Annotated in this window: 18 protein-coding genes; 7 read left to right on the top strand and 11 right to left on the bottom strand. The window is 41.2% G+C overall.

Annotated elements, in window-relative coordinates:
• Positions 1 to 103: 103 nt before the first annotated feature.
• The 3 genes from FTV48_RS07055 to FTV48_RS07045 form a co-directional block, all read right to left on the bottom strand.
• Entirely contained in the window at positions 104 to 418 is a 315-nt protein-coding gene (locus tag FTV48_RS07055) for a BrnA antitoxin family protein (protein WP_096902543.1), read from the bottom strand.
• Positions 381 to 692 (bottom strand): BrnT family toxin, encoded by a 312-nt coding sequence (locus FTV48_RS07050; RefSeq protein ID WP_096902542.1) that lies wholly within the window; start codon positions 690 to 692, stop codon positions 381 to 383. The genes FTV48_RS07055 and FTV48_RS07050 overlap by 38 nt, the downstream gene beginning before the upstream one ends.
• 256 nt (positions 693 to 948) lie before the next feature.
• Complete coding sequence (locus FTV48_RS07045; RefSeq protein ID WP_000358348.1) at positions 949 to 1,248, bottom strand: hypothetical protein; 300 nt, start codon at positions 1,246 to 1,248, stop codon at positions 949 to 951.
• Positions 1,249 to 1,976: 728 nt separating this feature from the next.
• Here FTV48_RS07045 and FTV48_RS07040 point away from each other — a divergent pair.
• A complete protein-coding gene (locus FTV48_RS07040; RefSeq protein ID WP_151710986.1) occupies positions 1,977 to 2,960 on the top strand; it encodes a RepB family plasmid replication initiator protein in 984 nt (327 codons plus the stop codon).
• Positions 2,961 to 2,973: 13 nt separating this feature from the next.
• On the opposite strand, the gene FTV48_RS07035 is transcribed toward FTV48_RS07040, so the two are convergent.
• The 3 genes from FTV48_RS07035 to acnD are packed head-to-tail and all read right to left on the bottom strand — an operon-like array spanning position 2,974 to position 6,416.
• Positions 2,974 to 3,510, bottom strand: coding sequence for a hypothetical protein (locus tag FTV48_RS07035; protein ID WP_228271298.1), 537 nt, complete (start codon positions 3,508 to 3,510; stop codon positions 2,974 to 2,976).
• Positions 3,510 to 3,779 (bottom strand): mobilization protein, encoded by a 270-nt coding sequence (locus tag FTV48_RS07030; RefSeq protein WP_179999802.1) that lies wholly within the window; start codon positions 3,777 to 3,779, stop codon positions 3,510 to 3,512. The genes FTV48_RS07035 and FTV48_RS07030 overlap by 1 nt, the downstream gene beginning before the upstream one ends.
• A gap of 18 nt (positions 3,780 to 3,797) precedes the next feature.
• The gene (gene acnD / locus FTV48_RS07025; RefSeq protein ID WP_179999800.1) at positions 3,798 to 6,416 is read right to left on the bottom strand and encodes a Fe/S-dependent 2-methylisocitrate dehydratase AcnD; all 2,619 of its coding nucleotides are present in this window, start codon (positions 6,414 to 6,416) and stop codon (positions 3,798 to 3,800) included.
• Between the two features lie 784 nt (positions 6,417 to 7,200).
• On the opposite strand from acnD, the gene FTV48_RS07020 reads away from it, so the two are divergent.
• On the top strand, positions 7,201 to 9,318 hold the full coding sequence (locus tag FTV48_RS07020; RefSeq protein WP_179999798.1) for a multicopper oxidase family protein: 2,118 nt from the start codon (positions 7,201 to 7,203) through the stop codon (positions 9,316 to 9,318).
• A 116-nt stretch (positions 9,319 to 9,434) separates the two neighbouring features.
• Entirely contained in the window at positions 9,435 to 10,160 is a 726-nt protein-coding gene (locus FTV48_RS07015) for a folate-binding protein YgfZ (protein ID WP_179999796.1), read from the top strand.
• A 51-nt stretch (positions 10,161 to 10,211) separates the two neighbouring features.
• Here FTV48_RS07015 and FTV48_RS07010 read toward each other — a convergent pair whose 3' ends face one another.
• Complete coding sequence (locus FTV48_RS07010) at positions 10,212 to 10,457, bottom strand: hypothetical protein (protein ID WP_074383483.1); 246 nt, start codon at positions 10,455 to 10,457, stop codon at positions 10,212 to 10,214.
• 427 nt (positions 10,458 to 10,884) lie between these two features.
• Here FTV48_RS07010 and FTV48_RS07005 point away from each other — a divergent pair, with 427 nt between their 5' ends.
• Together FTV48_RS07005 and FTV48_RS07000 are read left to right on the top strand one after the other, a co-directional pair.
• Positions 10,885 to 11,682, top strand: a complete 798-nt coding sequence (locus tag FTV48_RS07005) for a tetratricopeptide repeat protein (RefSeq protein ID WP_005097985.1) — start codon at positions 10,885 to 10,887, stop codon at positions 11,680 to 11,682.
• A 15-nt stretch (positions 11,683 to 11,697) separates the two neighbouring features.
• Positions 11,698 to 11,940, top strand: coding sequence for a hypothetical protein (locus FTV48_RS07000; RefSeq protein ID WP_100535377.1), 243 nt, complete (start codon positions 11,698 to 11,700; stop codon positions 11,938 to 11,940).
• Between the two features lies 1 nt (position 11,941).
• Here the strand turns inward: FTV48_RS07000 and FTV48_RS06995 are convergent, their stop codons facing one another.
• The 3 genes from FTV48_RS06995 to FTV48_RS06985 all read right to left on the bottom strand — a co-directional run bounded on the left by FTV48_RS06995 (position 11,942) and on the right by FTV48_RS06985 (position 15,399).
• Entirely contained in the window at positions 11,942 to 12,868 is a 927-nt protein-coding gene (locus FTV48_RS06995; RefSeq protein WP_179999794.1) for an AEC family transporter, read from the bottom strand.
• Positions 12,869 to 12,930: 62 nt separating this feature from the next.
• Entirely contained in the window at positions 12,931 to 14,040 is a 1,110-nt protein-coding gene (locus FTV48_RS06990) for an NADH:flavin oxidoreductase/NADH oxidase (RefSeq protein WP_100329168.1), read from the bottom strand.
• Between the two features lie 93 nt (positions 14,041 to 14,133).
• Positions 14,134 to 15,399 (bottom strand): carbohydrate porin, encoded by a 1,266-nt coding sequence (locus tag FTV48_RS06985; protein ID WP_179999792.1) that lies wholly within the window; start codon positions 15,397 to 15,399, stop codon positions 14,134 to 14,136.
• A gap of 397 nt (positions 15,400 to 15,796) precedes the next feature.
• Here FTV48_RS06985 and mutM point away from each other — a divergent pair, with 397 nt between their 5' ends.
• Positions 15,797 to 16,657, top strand: a complete 861-nt coding sequence (gene mutM / locus FTV48_RS06980) for a bifunctional DNA-formamidopyrimidine glycosylase/DNA-(apurinic or apyrimidinic site) lyase (protein WP_005097991.1) — start codon at positions 15,797 to 15,799, stop codon at positions 16,655 to 16,657.
• Positions 16,654 to 16,938 (top strand): peptidylprolyl isomerase, encoded by a 285-nt coding sequence (locus FTV48_RS06975; protein ID WP_005097992.1) that lies wholly within the window; start codon positions 16,654 to 16,656, stop codon positions 16,936 to 16,938. The genes mutM and FTV48_RS06975 overlap by 4 nt, the downstream gene beginning before the upstream one ends.
• A 101-nt stretch (positions 16,939 to 17,039) precedes the next feature.
• Here the strand turns inward: FTV48_RS06975 and mscL are convergent, their stop codons facing one another.
• Positions 17,040 to 17,480, bottom strand: coding sequence for a large conductance mechanosensitive channel protein MscL (mscL, locus tag FTV48_RS06970; RefSeq protein ID WP_005097993.1), 441 nt, complete (start codon positions 17,478 to 17,480; stop codon positions 17,040 to 17,042).
• Between the last annotated feature and the right edge of the window lie 171 nt (positions 17,481 to 17,651).

Genomic DNA, 17,651 nt, shown 5'->3' with positions numbered 1-17,651 from the left:
GGATAGCATTTACCATTCTTTTTATTATAGGTTTAATTTACCCCGAATTTAGATTCTATAAGCTTAAAAATAGTTTGTAAAAAACGGAGCTTAAGCTCCGTTTTTATGGGTGATTTTTTAAATCATTCAGCATTGCATCACGTAAAATCTTATTCATACGTGTCTGATAGCCTTTGCCTTGTGCTTTTAGCCATTGCATGACATCTGCATCAATGCGTACTGTAGTCACTTGTTTAGTTGGCTTATAAAACGGATTTTGGACAGCATTTTTCCAAAAGCTTTCATCAAGTTCAGGAATGTCGGAAAAGTCTATTTCACTGTCTGCGCGTTTAGCCAGAGCTTCAAGTCTTGCCTTTTGTTCTTCAGACAAAACAGGAGGTTTATTCAAATCTACTTTGTACGTAACGGTTTTGCTCATACTGTTTCCTCTCTTTTTTCTCTGCCTGTCGTGCCGAAATAATGCGGATATGATCCATCCCATTATGGTCTTGTACTGTGTGGGCCACCAATAAAACAGCTTGCCCATGTACCATACCTATCGCTTGCCAACGATATTCACCATTTTCAAAGCGATCCTGTTTATATAAGGCATGAGCATCGTAAAAAACCAATGTCGCATCTTCAAAAGCTATACCATGCTTTTTAAGGTTTATTTCTGCTTTATGCTCATCCCATGAAAACTCAATTTCCATAGTTGCATCGCTTTTTGTTAATATAAAAATGTTAATACAAAATTGTAACTTTTGCAAAGTTCTTCCATTTTTTATTGGCAAAAGCTTACAGAATCGAACATAAAAAAGCCGACTTGTTTCAAAGTCGGCTTTTTACGGATTTTAGGGTTGAGTGTGAAGTTTTAAGTCATTGATTTTTATATTAATATACAAGTGTATTGCGTATAACCACCATTATGTTAAATAATAGGGGCTTCTAAGTACGCGATTAGAAAATTTAGTCTTTAAGAGGAGAAATTTGTTCTAGCTTATCTTCAGGATTATTTTCTCTAATATGTATAATTCGATCATAATTTTCTACTCCTCGTAAGTGAGGTGGTGCAAATGCTGGATACTTGTTGAAAAAGTGCATTTTAATATTTAGTGCATGGTCTAAAATAAAAGCACATTCAATTCCATAGTACTTATCATTAATAAAAAAATTGTCTGTAGTTTCTATTAGTTCTTGGATAGCTAAATCCAATTTTTGAATTTTTTCATTAATATCTTTAGTTTTCTCTTCTATCTTTTTGTCCATTGGTATCACCTATAGAATTAAGTTTCCCTAAAATTAACATAATACACCTTATACGAAATGCTTTAAATTTATCTTTAAATTTCAGTGTCTTATGTTTGTTTGAAAAGCCCTATCACAGCCGATTGGGCTTTTTTATGCATTTTTCACGTTCCACGCTTACTTCTTGAGCAATGTTCCACGGTTTTGATTAGCTCCAGTGAATAATTAAAACCTAGATAATAAGAACCGAACGAGTGTCTACGAGTGATTGAGCATCATTAAAATTTCGCCCTCGCCTTTTCTCTGATTACAAGCTCCCCTTTGCTTCACAACGAAAGATACAGAGCATCCCGAATGGGTGCGAACTTTGGAGCTTTTGCTTTTCAAAAAGTATGAGCGAAGCGAATACATTACCAATGCTTTTGCTTTTAGATTTCACAAATAGTATTAACGAAAAACTGCCCCACGAAGCGAGGAACGAGCTTCAATAGAGTACGAGCTTTAGCGAGTACATAGGGCAGTTTTAAGTATTTCCCTATTTTTTAATATTTTAAATATTTTTAAATATTTTTAGACCCCACTCAAAGCCATGCTGTGCGTGGCTTTGCACGGTTTAACTATGAGGGATTGACGCATAACTATGAGGGATTGACGCATAACTATGAGGGATTGACGCATAACTATGAGGGATTGACGCATAACTATGAGGTGATATATTATTCTCATAATTAATAATAAGGAATACAAAAATGAGTAAGCTCTTAGTAGTCAAAGCAAATAATATTATTGAAGCTAGTTATCAACTGTCTTTGAATGAACAGCGCTTAATTTTGGCGGCTATAGCCTGTATACCCAAAGGCGAAGAAGTGACAGATAACACAGGTTATTGCGTCACAAGGGAATCATTTATTGAGTTAGGTGTTAACCCAAAAACAGCAAGCAGAGAAATTAGAGAAGCATGTGATCGACTTTTTAATAGAGTTATCACAATAACAACTGAAGCAGGGACATTTAAAACTCGATGGGTTCAAGACATCATGAAATACAATAGTGATTGGGCTTTGGCTAATCCTGAATTTATCCAAGAGGTGACAGGGAGCGATCCTTATGCAGAAGATTATATTTTGGCGGCAATAAGGTTTAGTAAGTCTGTATTACCCTTTATTAGTAACTTATCATCTAACTTCACACAATATTTTCTTCAAGACATAGCAGGAGTAAGTAGTGGGTATAGCGTTCGATTTTATGAATTAATGATGCAATTCAAGAGTACAGGTTATCGAAAAATAAGGCTTGATGACTTGCGCAATATGCTTGATCTGAATAATAAGTATCCATTAACGGCAGACTTAAAAAGATGGGTAATAGATACCGCAATTGATGAACTTAATGAAAAATCTCCCATTACAATCAAATATAAACTGTTAAAAACAGGGCGTAAGTTCACACACATAGAATTAAAATTTAAGCAAAAATTGTCACCTAAAAAAATAGAATCTCAGCGAGATCAAAAAACTATAGATATGTTCAGCAACTTATCTGACAGTCAAATTAAGACCTACAGTTCAGTATTATCTAAGGTTCATAGCATCTCTGACTTAGCCGACAATAAAGATTACCCAGCCTTTTCAATATGGATTGCCAATATTTTACGTGACCCTACATCCGTCCGAGAGGAAACCGCAAAGCGGATTTTTAAAGCATTGCGGACTGAAACAGACTTCAAAGACTAAGATTTTATATACATTACGTCATAGGGAACGCTGAGTACAGTTTACGGCAAGTCGGATATTTAGCTTGAATTTTATGTAAATAATAAGTCTGATCTTTTTCAAGAAAGCCGTTCAGTAGACCACTCTTATCCGTATAGAAACAATGTCCTTTTTCTCTATTCCATACTAAAAAAGGAACGGATGGCTTACTTATTGAGATAACATCATTCTTACACTGAAGTAATGCCAGTGAACTCACCTGATACTTTCTTGCTTGGTTACCATCTGGCGGATATGCTAAACCAATGATCAAACTTCCTTTTTTTATATTCTTAATTTTAAAATCGCTATTCCATTCATTTGGGCTAGAATATCTAAACCAAGCCATTAATGGGCGAAAAATAAAATTATGGTTAGAAAATTGAAATTTAGTCTGATTTTCACCTGATTCAAATGATTGAACCCTTGCTATAAATACCTCATCTGGTGAGTGTGGCTCACAAGCACTAAGATTCTGCGTACTCATAATTGTCGCTAAAATTCCACCCCATAAAACTAGTGTTTTTCGCATTATTTGGATATCTCAATATTAGGCAAATCAAAAAGCTGTCTATCCCGATCTTCTGTTAAATACTCGTTAAGTTCAGCAAGTATTTTTTCTTTATTTGCTTCATTAGCATTCATCTTTTTAATCAAATAAGAACCGAGCAGAATTTTACGTCTAGTATCGTCCTTACGTTCCTGTTCTTTTTTCTTGGTGCGTTCTCTTGCTTCGATAGCCTGTTTCTGAGCTTTTAACTGTTTCAGCTTCTCTAACTGGGCTTCAATTTTCTTTTCAATAAGTTTTCACTTAAACCATCAATGTACTAGGCCTTCCAAAAAATCCTGTGCAAAGCGCTGTAATACCCCACCCGCTTCATACACATGCACTTCTTCTTCAGTATCCAGACGACAAGTGACTGGTACTTCAATAATCTGGTTCTTACCATCATCGGTTGAACGCTCAATTACTAAAGTTAAAGTCGAACGTGGCGCAATATTACCAATCACGCTATACAGCTCAGTACCATCAAGACCTAAAGTCTTACGATCTGTACCCGGCTTAAACTCAAGCGGTAAAACGCCCATACCGACTAAATTAGTACGGTGAATACGCTCAAAACCTTCTGCCACAATCGCTTCTACACCTGCCAGACGCACACCTTTCGCCGCCCAGTCACGACTCGAACCCTGACCATAGTCTTTACCTGCAATAATAATTAGCGGTTGCTTACGGTTCATGTAGGTTTCAATCGCTTCCCACATCCGCATCACTTCGCCTTCAGGCTCCACACGTGCTTTCGAACCCTGCTTGATGCTGCCGTCTGAACGCACCACCATTTCATTAAACAGTTTCGGGTTGGCAAATGTTGCACGTTGTGTGGTCAGGTGATCACCACGATGCGTTGCATAAGAGTTAAAGTCTTCCTCAGGCACGCCCATTTTTTTCAGGTATTCGCCTGAAGCACTGTCGAGCACAATCGCATTGGATGGTGACAAATGATCGGTGGTGATGTTATCACCCAAGATCGCCAGTGGACGCATATTGGCTAAGGTACGTGGTGCAGCGAGGGCACCTTCCCAATACGGCGGACGGCGGATATAGGTACTTTGCGGACGCCAGTCATATAGCGGGCTTGCTGCCTTTTCATTCACACCCAAATCAAACATCGGAATATAGATTTGACGGAACTGTTCCGGCTTCACTGCTTCTTTCACCAGTGCATCAATTTCTTCATCCGATGGCCAGATGTCTTTTAGATAAATCGGGTTGCCATCTTTGTCATTACCAAGTGAATCCGTTTCGATATCAAAACGAATCGTACCGGCAATCGCATACGCCACCACCAGTGGTGGAGATGCCAGAAAAGCCTGCTTCGCATAAGGATGGATACGGCCATCGAAATTACGGTTGCCCGACAATACCGCTGTGGCATACAGGTCACGGTCAATAATTTCTTGCTGAATTTTTGGATCTAGTGCGCCCGACATGCCGTTACAAGTGGTGCAGGCATAAGCCACGATACCAAAGCCCAGTTTTTCTAAATCTTTGAGTACGCCAGCTTCTTCAAGATATAACGCTGCTGCTTTAGAACCCGGTGCAAAAGAAGATTTCACCCAAGGCTTACGGACTAAACCGAGTTCATTGGCCTTACGCGCCAGCAAACCTGCCGCCACGGTATTTCGCGGGTTTGAGGTATTGGTACAAGACGTAATCGCCGCGATAATCACAGCCCCATCCGGTATTAAACCTTCAGCTTCTTGCGCACGTGCAGCATCTAGATTGCCTGCAATGCCTTTTTCTTTTAAGTCAGATGTCGATACACGAGCATGTGGATTGGATGGGCCAGCAATGTTACGGGTTACTGTTGAAAGATCAAAACGTAATACACGTGGATATTCTGCCTGAGTCATATCCGATGCCCACAGACCAATCTCTTTGGCATAAGTTTCAACCAGTTTGACTTGCTCTGCTTCACGACCAGTCAAAGTCAGATAATCAATGGTGTTCTGATCGATATAGAACATCGCAGCGGTTGCACCGTATTCCGGAGTCATGTTGGAAATCGTGGCACGATCACCTACTGACATGCTGTCGGCACCTTCACCGAAAAATTCTAAGTATGCCCCGACCACACGTTCTTTACGCAGGAATTCTGTCAGTGCCAACACAATATCGGTTGCGGTAATGCCCGGCTGACGCTGACCAACGAATTCCACCCCAATAATATCCGGCAGACGCATCCAAGACGCACGGCCCAGCATCACATTTTCCGCTTCCAAGCCGCCAACACCAATCGAGATCACGCCAAGCGCATCAGTATGTGGGGTATGTGAATCTGTACCGACACAGGTGTCCGGGAATGCCAGGCCATCACGGTTTTGAATCACCGGAGACATTTTCTCCAGGTTGATCTGGTGCATGATGCCATTACCGGCAGGAATCACATCGACATTTTCAAACGCGGTTTTGGTCCATTCAATAAAATGAAAACGGTCTTCATTACGACGGTCTTCAATCGCGCGGTTTTTCTCAAAAGCATCCGGATCAAAACCACCAAATTCCACTGCCAATGAATGATCGACAATCAGCTGGGTCGGTACCACTGGATTGACTTTAGCCGGGTCACCGCCCTGTTCTGCAATTGCATCACGTAAGCCGGCAAGATCGACCAAAGCCGTTTGTCCCAAGATGTCGTGACAGACCACACGTGCCGGATACCATGGAAAATCATGTTCCTGTTTACGCTCAATCAGCTGTCGCAAAGACTGTTCTAAAATGGCAGGATCACAACGACGAACCAGCTGCTCAGCAAGCACTTTGGAGGTATAAGGAAGTTTGGCATATGCGCCTGGCTGAATATCTTCTACGGCCTGACGCACGTCATAATATTCCAGCTGGGTGGATTGCAGCGGTTTACGATAGTTGTTGTTCATAGCTTGCCTGCCCTCGTTTATTACTCTTTTTTGCACATCAAAATTTATTGATGACTTGTTTTTAATCAAGGCATTGTACGCTGCCGAAAGTCCATTTCCCAAATCTTATAATTTTCAATAGTTTAATTATAGAAATCGGTCTATTTTAATAAATTTGTTATCTGGCCTTTAGAATTTTGGCTCTAAACTTCTATTTTTTTGAAAAATCGTAGAAAATTCATCTCATTCTTTAGTATGAGACACTCACAACAGCATAAAAAACAATCAACATATAGGCGCAATAAACAGGCTTTATTTCATATTCATGCAACTTTTATGAGCTGTATTTTAAGCAGCGAATAGACCCTATAACCGATTAAAAGCCAACTATTAAAAGCCAAATAAGTCTCTTCTCTTACATTTAGGTCTTTATATGCAAGCGGCTTGTTGATAAAAACTGGATATTAAGCATATCTTCAAAACATCCTTATACAATAATTCCGAAAATCATCGTATTTCAGCGATAGAACCATTTAAAAGCTGTGTCCTGATTCAATTCCATAATTTTCGTAAGACTTTCTTACAAATTTTACAACTATTTTAATATGTATAAATATTATCGAATAATTAAAGATTTACATAAAAATTAGCACATTCAACACCAAAGAAAAAATACTTTAGACATACCGTTTATCTGCCTCCCCCTAATTTGGTGATAACAGTTTTTCTCTCAATTAAGTAAATCTAAACAGTAATTACTTCACAACAACAATACTCATCACAAAAGTAGATAAAGGTGATTACGATGTTACAGCTTGCGATTATCGGTGTCATAGCAGCGGTCATAGCCGTACTGGCATCAAACTGGAATGGAGCTAAAAATCCTCCTAACCCCTATAACCCTTCAAATCCAAATAATCCGTCAAATCCAAGTAACCCAAACAACCCGACTCAGCCACCACCTGCTCCAACTGCACCGGATTCTCTGATCAGTAATCCGCCATTGCTACAGAAAAATGCCAAAGGCAAATACGAACTGATCATCGCGTATAAAACGGATAAGTTGTATAACCCCAGAAAAGGAACATGGGATCAACTGGTGCTCCGTGGCTATGTGACCAAGCCCAGTTTATTTAATAAGAAAAAAGCAGGTGAATATGTCGAAGACCGGCTGGTCGGGCCCCAGATTCGGGTCAAACAGGGAGAAACCTTTTCTGTGCATTTGAATAACCAACTGCCCACGGAGTCCACAGCAACCTGCCCAGAACATATTCTCGATGCGAATGACCCACATTGTTTTAATACCACCAATCTGCACACTCATGGCCTCTGGGTCAGCCCGCAAGGCAATAGCGACAATGTTTTCCTGAAGTTCAAACCACAGGAAAAATTTGACTATCAATTCAAAATGGAACCAAATCATCCTGCGGGTACTTACTGGTATCACGCTCATCTACATGGTTCAACGGCTATTCAGGTCTCTAGCGGCATGGCTGGCCCATTAATCGTAGAAGGCAGCCGTATTCCTCAAGTCAGGAATGGCAAAATCACATCGACGGGAGACATGGATATTCTGTGGAAAGATAAAGGCAAGAACAGCTATTCTAATGAAAATATCCTCCTGTTTCAGCAAATTCAGTATCGATGCACTCACCCGACAGGTACAACCAATCTCAATAATTGTGATGCTGGTGAAGTCGGTATGCTGGAAGATTATCAAGGCCTGAATGCCTTTAATTCATGGGGAGCAAATCATTATTACACCTCGATTAATGGTAAAGTACATGGCGAGATTCAAGTTGAGCAAAACCAGTTTAAGCGCTGGCGTATGATTCATGGTGGTGTTCGCGACACCCTTGGTCTTATTATTAAGGAACTGCCAAAATCACAAAAATTTACCGCTGAACAAACCATTAAAGCTTGTTCTGAATTTCAGGAAGAAGACAAAAAAGCAGATTTTGATCAGCTCACCAGCTTGCCGGTCTATACCATTGCTCAGGATGGTTTAACCATGGATCATGTGCAGACACGTAGAATCTCGATATTTCAACCCGGTTACCGTCACGATGCGATGGTCGCCTTCCCAAGCACGAATAGATACTGTATTTTTGACACCAACTTGAACATTGATGATGAAATCAATACCATCCCTACATCCGGACAAATTACCCCTCAACTCGCTCCGGGTAATACGTTAAATGCCCAACTACTGGGATGGGTGAATGTCAAAGCGAGTAAATTAAAAGCGCAAACGCCAGCCCAGTTTTTACAAACTCAGGCACAGAAAATTGGCTTAAACAAAGAAATTCAGACCCAGCTCTCACAGTTAAAGCTTTCTGCCTTTATCGACCATCCATCGCTGATGACCACTGAAATTGAAAATCGCTTAAAAAACCGTCCACCACAACGCTCAACCTTCGATGCCAGCTTTGGTCCAAATGGTAAGTTTGGCTACCGTTACAGTGATATTGAGGGAATCTATAGTTTTGGTGACCTCTTTACCGGCGCGGATGCAGTAGAAGGTGCATATGTACGGAAACTGGAATTTGGGCAAATTGATGAATGGATTCTTAGCAGTAATAACCTGAATCATCCTTATCATATCCATGTAAACCCCTTCCAGATTGTAAAAGTGCTGGATCCAACGGGTAAGGATGTCAGCGATATTCCGCTGGCAGTAGATCCAAATCCTAATCTGGAAGATATTCAATACCGCGGCTTAAAAGGACAGTTTAAAGATACAATCTTTGTTAAACAGGGGTATCAGGTAATTGTCCGCAGCCATTACAAGAAATTTGAAGGTGATTTTGTACAGCATTGTCATATTCTCGATCATGAAGATCAGGGCATGATGGAATATGTTCGGATTTGTGGCGGTAAATTCCCGTGTGATTCGCCATTACCGGCTAGCCATCACCACTAAATATTATCATTCCATAAAAGCCGATGATTTAGATTGTTGGCTTTTTTGTTTGCCTCTATTTGATGCTTGCTGCACAATAACTGCATTGATTTATAGTATTCAAACTGGGGCTTATCATGGCAACGTCTCCTGCTTTTACATTGTTTAGTCTGAATGGTGTTGATGCACAAAAATTCCTTCAAGGTCAGGTGACTTTGAATACTGAAAAATTGGCTGAAAACCAGACACGTTATACCGCGATCTGTAGCTTGAAAGGCCGTATTCAATTTGGCTTATGGCTTAAAAAGCTCAGTCCGGAAAGCTTTGAAATTGTAAGTACTGACGATCAGGCCACTGAACTGGCAAATCATATTAAAAAATTTGGTGCCTTTTCAAAAATGAAACTGGAACTGGTCGGTGCGGTTTATCCTGTGATCAATGATATTCATACTGACTTTGTTGCAACTGAAACCGATGTGGCGACCTGGGAGCAGCAAGCCATTGAATCAGGTCAGGCCTGGATTCAGGCGGCCACTGCGACCCTGTTTCAACCACAGGAATTGCGCTTACATCAACGTGAAAGCATTCACTATGACAAAGGTTGTTACTTAGGTCAGGAAGTCATTGCACGCTTATGGTTTAAAGCCAAGCCAAAACATTGGCTGCATCTGATTCAAGCGACGGGTGAAGCACCTGTAGTCGGCACTCAGCTCAACAACAATGTTGAAGTCGTGAATAGCATCAGTCTGAAGGATGGCTATAAAGCCTTGGTCGTAGCCAAACCTGAAGCATTGGCCGAGTTGGGTCTAGAGGTTCTGGAACTTCCTGAAGCTTTGAGCGGTGATGTAGCACGTCCGCAATAATTCCGGTTTAGGCCCTAAAAAAGCCAAGAGTTAACTCTTGGCTTTTTTGTTTTAGAAACCATGAAACAGCTTATTCATGTCTTTCACCACATAATCTTTGAAGTGATAAGCACGAGCATGTTTGGCATCAAATTTTGTGGTTAATTCACCTTTTTGAAAGGTGTAGACCCGGTCTTCCTGACTAATCAAAAATTCTGCACCGAGCTTCATCAGCAGTGCGTCAATCTTGTCTTCATCCGCAATCGTGTCATCTACGTTAATTCTGTCATAGTGGCGTTTAATCGTTTTGACAAACATGGCTCAATCCTGGGAGGCTGATTTAAACCGAGATTTAACCAGAGAAGTTCCTTTAAGCAAAGTAATCCTTTCAATATCTGAATGATTGATAGGAAAGTTATCCAGATCAGTGATCTGGTTAAATCGGTATATCCTGCTTTGATGATTTATTTTGATTAAATCCCTTTCATAACTCAAGAAATGATAATTTTATTCATATTTAAATAGAGGTTGAACGCTCCTTCTCCCTTCGGGAGGAGGAGCATGCTGCGCAAGTCTCCGACAAGAAGATAGAATTTCATTTATAATAATTAAAAAATGATTTATGAAAGAACTCTAATGACAAATTGTATATTTACAAAGCACAAAATCCTTTTATGATGTAAGTGAAAATGATTAAAACCGCACCAAGGACTTAGGTGCCAGCAATAATAAGGTTATAGGAACCATGAAAAAGTTAATACTCGCTACTGTTCTTGCAGTTTCTGCGCAATTCACTCTGGCAAATACTGTAAAAGATCAGGCTGACCCCCAGTTTGTAAAAATTGAAGCCATGGTGAAAGCCAATAATTTCAAAGGCGCCTATGACGCCTTAAATCAATTGGCTAGTCAGGGAAATGCCCAAGCCATATATAACTTAGGCTATTTAACCCAGACCGGCCAGGGCACTGCCAAAGACGAGAAAAAAGCCATCCAGCTCTATGAACAGGCAGCCAGCAAAGGTTACCCTGTGGCCAATTATGTACTGGGCAAAAATTATGCGGCGGGTACATTAGGACTAAAGCAGGATTTAAGCAAAGCCAAACAGTATCTGGAACGTGCCTCAGCAGCCAACTTTGATGATGCCAGTGTAGATCTGGCTGTGCTGTTATTTGCTGAAAATACTCCCGCCTCAAATAAGATCGGACTACAAAAGCTGCAACCATTAATCACAAAAGGTAATATGCAAGCGATTCACGCCAAAGCCTTATATGACATCAGCTCTGGTTTTAAAAACAAAGATGAAAAACCGATTCAGCAAGGTTTAAGCAGTATTCAGGATCTGGCTAAAAAAGGCTATATCCCTGCCCTGATGGCAGTCGGCAATATGTTTGCCAATGGCAGTATCGTGCAGCAAAACTTGCCTGAAGCGAAAAAAATCTTTGCTGCATTGGCACAGCAAAATATTCCGCAGGCTAAAGAGTCTTTGGCAGCAGTAGACAAAATGATGGCGGAGCAGAAAAAAATACCTGCCAAAAAGAGTTAATTTGGTTTCGCCCCAATGAGAAGCGGAGCTTCGCAAGAAAGGCATCTTGCGGAGCCATACTCTCATCGCAAAACTCGTCAGCCAGCATCCACTGGTAAATTTGTCGCAAAAACAATCATTTTTAATCTTGCGGTGCAATACACCGCATTCCTCAAACAGTTGCGGCTGACTTTTCTACCTGTAAAATATAATCATGAATTTAAAAAAGAAAATGCCAATATGGGGCTTTTTATAAGGAGAGAATCAATCCTGGAATGAGCTATCCCCACCACAAGGCAATTAGGCCGCTGGTCACGATAAAACCAGCGATGGTGCTCATCAGCAGTGGTGTTAAGGCTCGATCATTTAAACCATAGGCCTGTCCCAACATACCGAAGATTGTTGGCATCGGTAAGGCAGCAATCAAAGTACCCGCATGAACCATTTCCTGACTTAAACTGGTCAATTGACTGAGGCCAAGATACATCAGCAGCGGCATCATAATGTTGTTAGAAAACACCAGATAGAAACTTTGCAGATTAACGTATTTCAGGCTCATTCCCACAATACCGCCACCAATTGCAAACAAGGCCAATGGCGATGCTGTCTGCCCGATCAAGGCAAAAACCTGATCGATATAGAGCGGAATTTTAATCTGGAAAATCGCACAGGCCATACCCAGTACGACCCCCATAAATAAGGGGTTTGTTACTAAAGTCAGCACCACACTTTTAAAAATGGAGCCAAGATTTGCCTGTTGCTGTGTTCCCAGCGCAGCCATGACCAGTACCAAAGGAATCAGCAACATACTTTCAATGATGACCACCAGAGAAGTATAAGTCATGGCCTGCTGCCCGATTAACAGACTAAGCACGGCCGTACCAATAAGTCCGGTATTCGACATCGCGGCGCCCAGCGACAATACTGCACTCTGCGAATGCGTATTCTGAAAATAACGGCGCATCATCCAGAAACCGCTACCATAGAGCAGTAAAGTTACGCTGCTATACACCGCAAAGTATTCAAAATACCAGATTTCATGCAGGTCTTTAGAGGCGAGAGACTGGAAAAACAGCAGAGGCAACGCCACTTTAATGACAAAAGCACCGACTGTACCCACTTGTTCTTTGTCTAACACTTGACTTTTTACAGTCAGATAACCCAGTGCCAACAATAAAAAAATGGGCACAATGACCGCAAAAATCATAATGCAGCGTCCTCATTTGCAATGAGTGACTATTATACGACCTTCCTGCTTAGAAAAGATTGTTAAAAAGGCTCAAACAAATGGTTTAGACCATGCGGAGCACTGCGAAGATATTGGGGTGAAATTTTTAGTTTTTCTTCAAGTGCCGCAGCTGCATGCCAAGGCCAATGTGGATCGTAGAGAATCGCGCGTGCAATAGCGATGGCATCGGCCTGCCCTTTTTGCAGAATATGTTCTGCCTGTTCTGCTTCGGTAATTAAACCTACAGCAATTACCGGAATATTGACGGCTTTTTTGATGGTATCTGCAAAAGGTACTTGATAGTTCGGTTTCACATCAATGTTCTGTTTGACATGTAAACCGGCACTGGAAATATGAATATAAGCTGCGCCCACCGCTTCGAGGGCTTTAGAGAGTTCAACCGAAGAATCAATATTCCAGCTATCCTCATGCTCCATCCAGTCACTCGCTGAAATACGCACTCCGATTGGATAATCTTCCGGAACTGCTGCCTTCATCGCTTGCAATACTTCCAGCGTCAGGCGAATCCGGTTTTCCAGTGAACCACCATATTTATCCTCACGCTTATTGGAAAGTGGCGACATAAACTGATGTAACAGATAACCATGTGCTGCATGTAGTTCAATCAGGTCAAAGCCTGCATCAACTGCGCGTTTGGCACTTTCTGCAAAGTCTGCAATGACCTGATCAATCTCTGCCTGATTCAGCGCTTTAGGAGGATGTTCGTCTGCCTGAAAAGGAAGATCACTGGCAGAAACAGTTTGCCAGCCATGTGCCTCATCCGGTTTAAACTGGCCTCTACCTGCCCATGGTTTATCTGTAGAGGCTTTACGTCCGGCATGTGCAAGCTGGATAGCAAATGGCATTGGCGATATAGATTTAACTTTGGCCAATAATGCTTTGATCTGGGCAGCTTGCTGATCATTCCACAATCCCAGGTCTGCATAACTGATACGACCTTCTGGTTGTACAGCAGTCGCCTCGACAATACAGAGTCCGGCGCCAGAGAGCGCATAATTCGCCCATTGCTGCTCATGCCAATACGTGATTTCACCCTCATCTGTGGCTGAATATTGACACATGGGTGCAATAATAATTTTATTGCTGAGTGATAATGAACCAAACTTTAGCGGTTGAAATAATAATGTCACGTGGCAATCCCTCTTTATTCATGTGAAGTATGATCGGGCAATAAAAAACAGGCTTTAAAAAGCCTGTTTAGTTATAACGTGAACGATCACTTTTTAGAAGATGATGCGGCTGGTTAAACCAAGTAGCAGTGCATTATCTACGTTGTTGGTTGCCCCTGGATTGACTACATATTGCAGGTTTGGACGTAGCATCAGCCACTTTGTTGCATTATAGCTATAGTTAAGTTCGATATTGTATTCTGCATCGGCATTGAATGCTGGACGCGAATCTGCAAAGCGATTATTCACGTGCACACGGTTAACTGCCAGACCCAAAATATCATTCGGTTGACTGTCGAGCAGGCCAATATATTTCACCCCAAGCTGTTGTGAATGATCGACTTTATTGGTTACACGGTCATGCCAGGTGAAATTGGCAAATGAATGCAGGCCCTGACGCCCCTGACCTGTTGAAGTTAATTGCTGTTCAATGGCCAACCAGCCTGCAAAGGTACGATCTTCAGCTTGACCAGTGACAATATCTTTTTGATTGATTGGATCATCCGCAGTATTGTACATTCCACCCACACGGTAGCTACCCGGCAAGTTATTGATGAGTGATTTGGGTGTCCATACAATTTCTGCTGGAATGGTCACGCCATCGGCATGCTCAGTATCCAAACTCCAGCCTTGATCTTCTTTAGCCCCATTGCCATTGTCCGGATTAAACTCATAAACACCGACTTGTACTGCAAGTTCAGGGTTTAGCTGCTGCTTTATACGCGCACCCCATTGTGATACTGGCGTATTCATCCAGATATTGCCTTGCCATTTACCCATCTGCGCAGCACAAAATGCTGTACTGGCAAAATCACAGGCCATCACATTAAAGTCCATGCCCAGCCCCAAACGGCCAGCCTTAATACTCAGTCCTTGTTCTTTATAATTCTTTTCAATCGAAAGTTCACTCAGACGGCTATCCTGATTGCCACGCCCAAACGTACCTTGTGCATTGGCCATCTGTGGCGCTGATGGATCTTGCAAATCACGGATAGACGTACTTTGGCCTTGGCGCGCACTCATTGCAGCACGTACCGTGACACCGTTCCATCCTGCCAGTTTTTCCAGGTCCAGTTGAGTTCCCAACCATAACTGGGCAGAAGTTAATGGATCTGCGCCTGCATTCCGGCCACCATCCGCAAGATAGGCTGTATCAGTTAGCAGATTGGCTTCAAATTTAATCCCTTGCTGAGCCAGTTCTGTACGTTGACCATTCCAACCCCCTAGTAAATATTGACCTTGCGGATCAAATGCAGATTCTGCCTGCGCGGTTGTCATGGCAGCCATTAATGGCAATAAAGCGAAACCTAAATATTTCATGTAAAACCTAAACATTCGGAGAGAAAAACAAGCAAGGTTTTTAAAATTGCTATTAGGTGCATGAATTTACATAACTTTTCCTATAAATTCTTATTATTTTTTTTATTATTGATTAAACTTTTAGTTATGCCTTAATACAAAAAATATAATTTTATTTCAAAATAGTTAAATTATTTATATGTTTTTCAAAAACTTAGGATTTATTTATTTTTGCATTCCTTTTATTTCTTTAATTTTTGGTCTAAACATGCAAAAAAACAGCTTATTCTTTAAGCTCTTACACCTCCAGTAAACATGAAATCCCCAGTCATTTTCTAATGGTTGCATCCCCATTAAGACTTGTAATCTCCGTAAATTCGCCCAATATTAGCTGCATCTCCCTCGCCTCTGATGTGTTATGCCTGAATTACCAGAAGTAGAAACCACCAAAACCAGTTTATTACCCTTGTTAGAACAACGTGTAAAACGGGTTGAAATCCGTCAGTCAAGTTTGCGCTGGCCCATTCCCGAAAATATACAAAAGCTGGTCGGGCAGAAATTACTCAACCTGTCGCGCCGTTCCAAATATATTCTGGCTGAGTTTGAGCACGACACCATGCTCTGGCATTTAGGCATGTCTGGCAGCTTTCGTTTGTGTGAAACAACTGAAGAATTACGCAAACATGATCATCTGATTATTCAGTTTGATGATATTGAACTGCGTTATCATGATCCGCGTCGTTTTGGCTGTATTTTATGGCTGGATGCGCAGTCACAAAGCAAACTGATTGATACGCTGGGACCAGAACCCCTGAGTGAAAATTTTAATTCTCAGTATTTATTTGAAAAATTGAAAAATAAAAATGTTGGCACCAAAGTTGCGATTATGGATAACCATGTGGTGGTAGGTGTCGGCAATATTTATGCAACCGAAAGTCTGTTCAATATGGGCATTCATCCAGCACAACCCGCCTCGACTTTAAGCTTGGCACAGATCGAAAAATTAGTGCTGGAAATCAAGCGCATATTAAAACAGGCCATTGATTTAGGCGGGTCGACATTACGGGATTACACCAACGCCATGGGGGAAAATGGCTATTTTCAGCAAACGCTGCTGGCCTATGGTCGTGCCGGGGAAATGTGCGTGAACTGTGAGACCACGCTTGAAAATATTAAACTGGGACAACGTGCTTCTGTGTTCTGTCCAGAATGTCAGCCTTTGAAAAAGATGCAACTCCCTGTCAAAAAACTGGCAACTGTACGAGGGAAAAAGTCATGAAAACAGCCATTGTGCGTCATATTCTGGTTAAAGATAAAGAAACTGCCGAGCAGCTTAAAAAGAAGATTTTGAGTGGCGCTGACTTTAATAAAATCGCCAGACAATATTCAACCTGTAATTCTGCCAAGCGTGGCGGAGAACTGGGCGAAGTGAAAAAAGGCCAACTGGTGCCTGTCATTGATAAGCTGGTGTTTACGGCTGCTGAACGGGTCTTACATGGTCCGGTCAAAAGCCAGTTTGGTTTTCATTTGGTAGAAATTAAGTTCCGAATGGATTTTTAATCTTATAAATCTCTCCCCACCTCCCTTTAACAAAAGGGGGGATTTAGGCGGATTAAAAAAACGGCGCAAGAGGCGCCGTTTTTTTATTTGTGTCAGAACGCTTATGCTTCAGGACGTTTTTTCAATTCATCACGAATTTCACGCAGTAATTCGATATCTTCAGGGGTGGCTTCAGGTGCAGGTGCTTCTTCTGCCTGTTTACGACGAAGTTTATTCATCATTTTCACCAGTAAGAATACCACCCATGCCAACAACAGGAAATTAATCAGAATCGTTAGGAAGTTACCATAAGCAAATACATTCAGGCCTTCAGCCTGTGCATTTGCCAAAGAAGTGACATTATTAGGATTATCACCCAGTACTAGGAACCAGTTAGAATAGTCAACATCCCCACCTAAAATCCAGCTAACGATTGGCATGATGATATCTTTTACAAAAGAATCAATAATTTTACCAAATGCTCCACCAATAATGACACCGACCGCGAGGTCCATCACATTGCCTTTGACAGCAAACTCTTTAAATTCTTGAATAATACTCATTTTTTCTCCAATAATTCATTTTAAAGTTTGTGATGAATTATACATTAATTATAAGTGATTTCATTTTCATATAAGGTGATGTTTTTTATAAGTTTTATGGTTCTAGTTAAAATTTTAATACAAAAAACCGCAACCTTTGAAAAGATTGCGGCTTTAGGAATCTTAGATCAA

This window comes from Acinetobacter sp. YH18001 (assembly GCF_013416975.1).
GTDB lineage: Bacteria > Pseudomonadota > Gammaproteobacteria > Pseudomonadales > Moraxellaceae > Acinetobacter > Acinetobacter pseudolwoffii.
The sequence above is the reverse complement of the archived record's forward strand: the minus strand, read 5'-3'. Positions and strand labels throughout refer to the sequence as shown.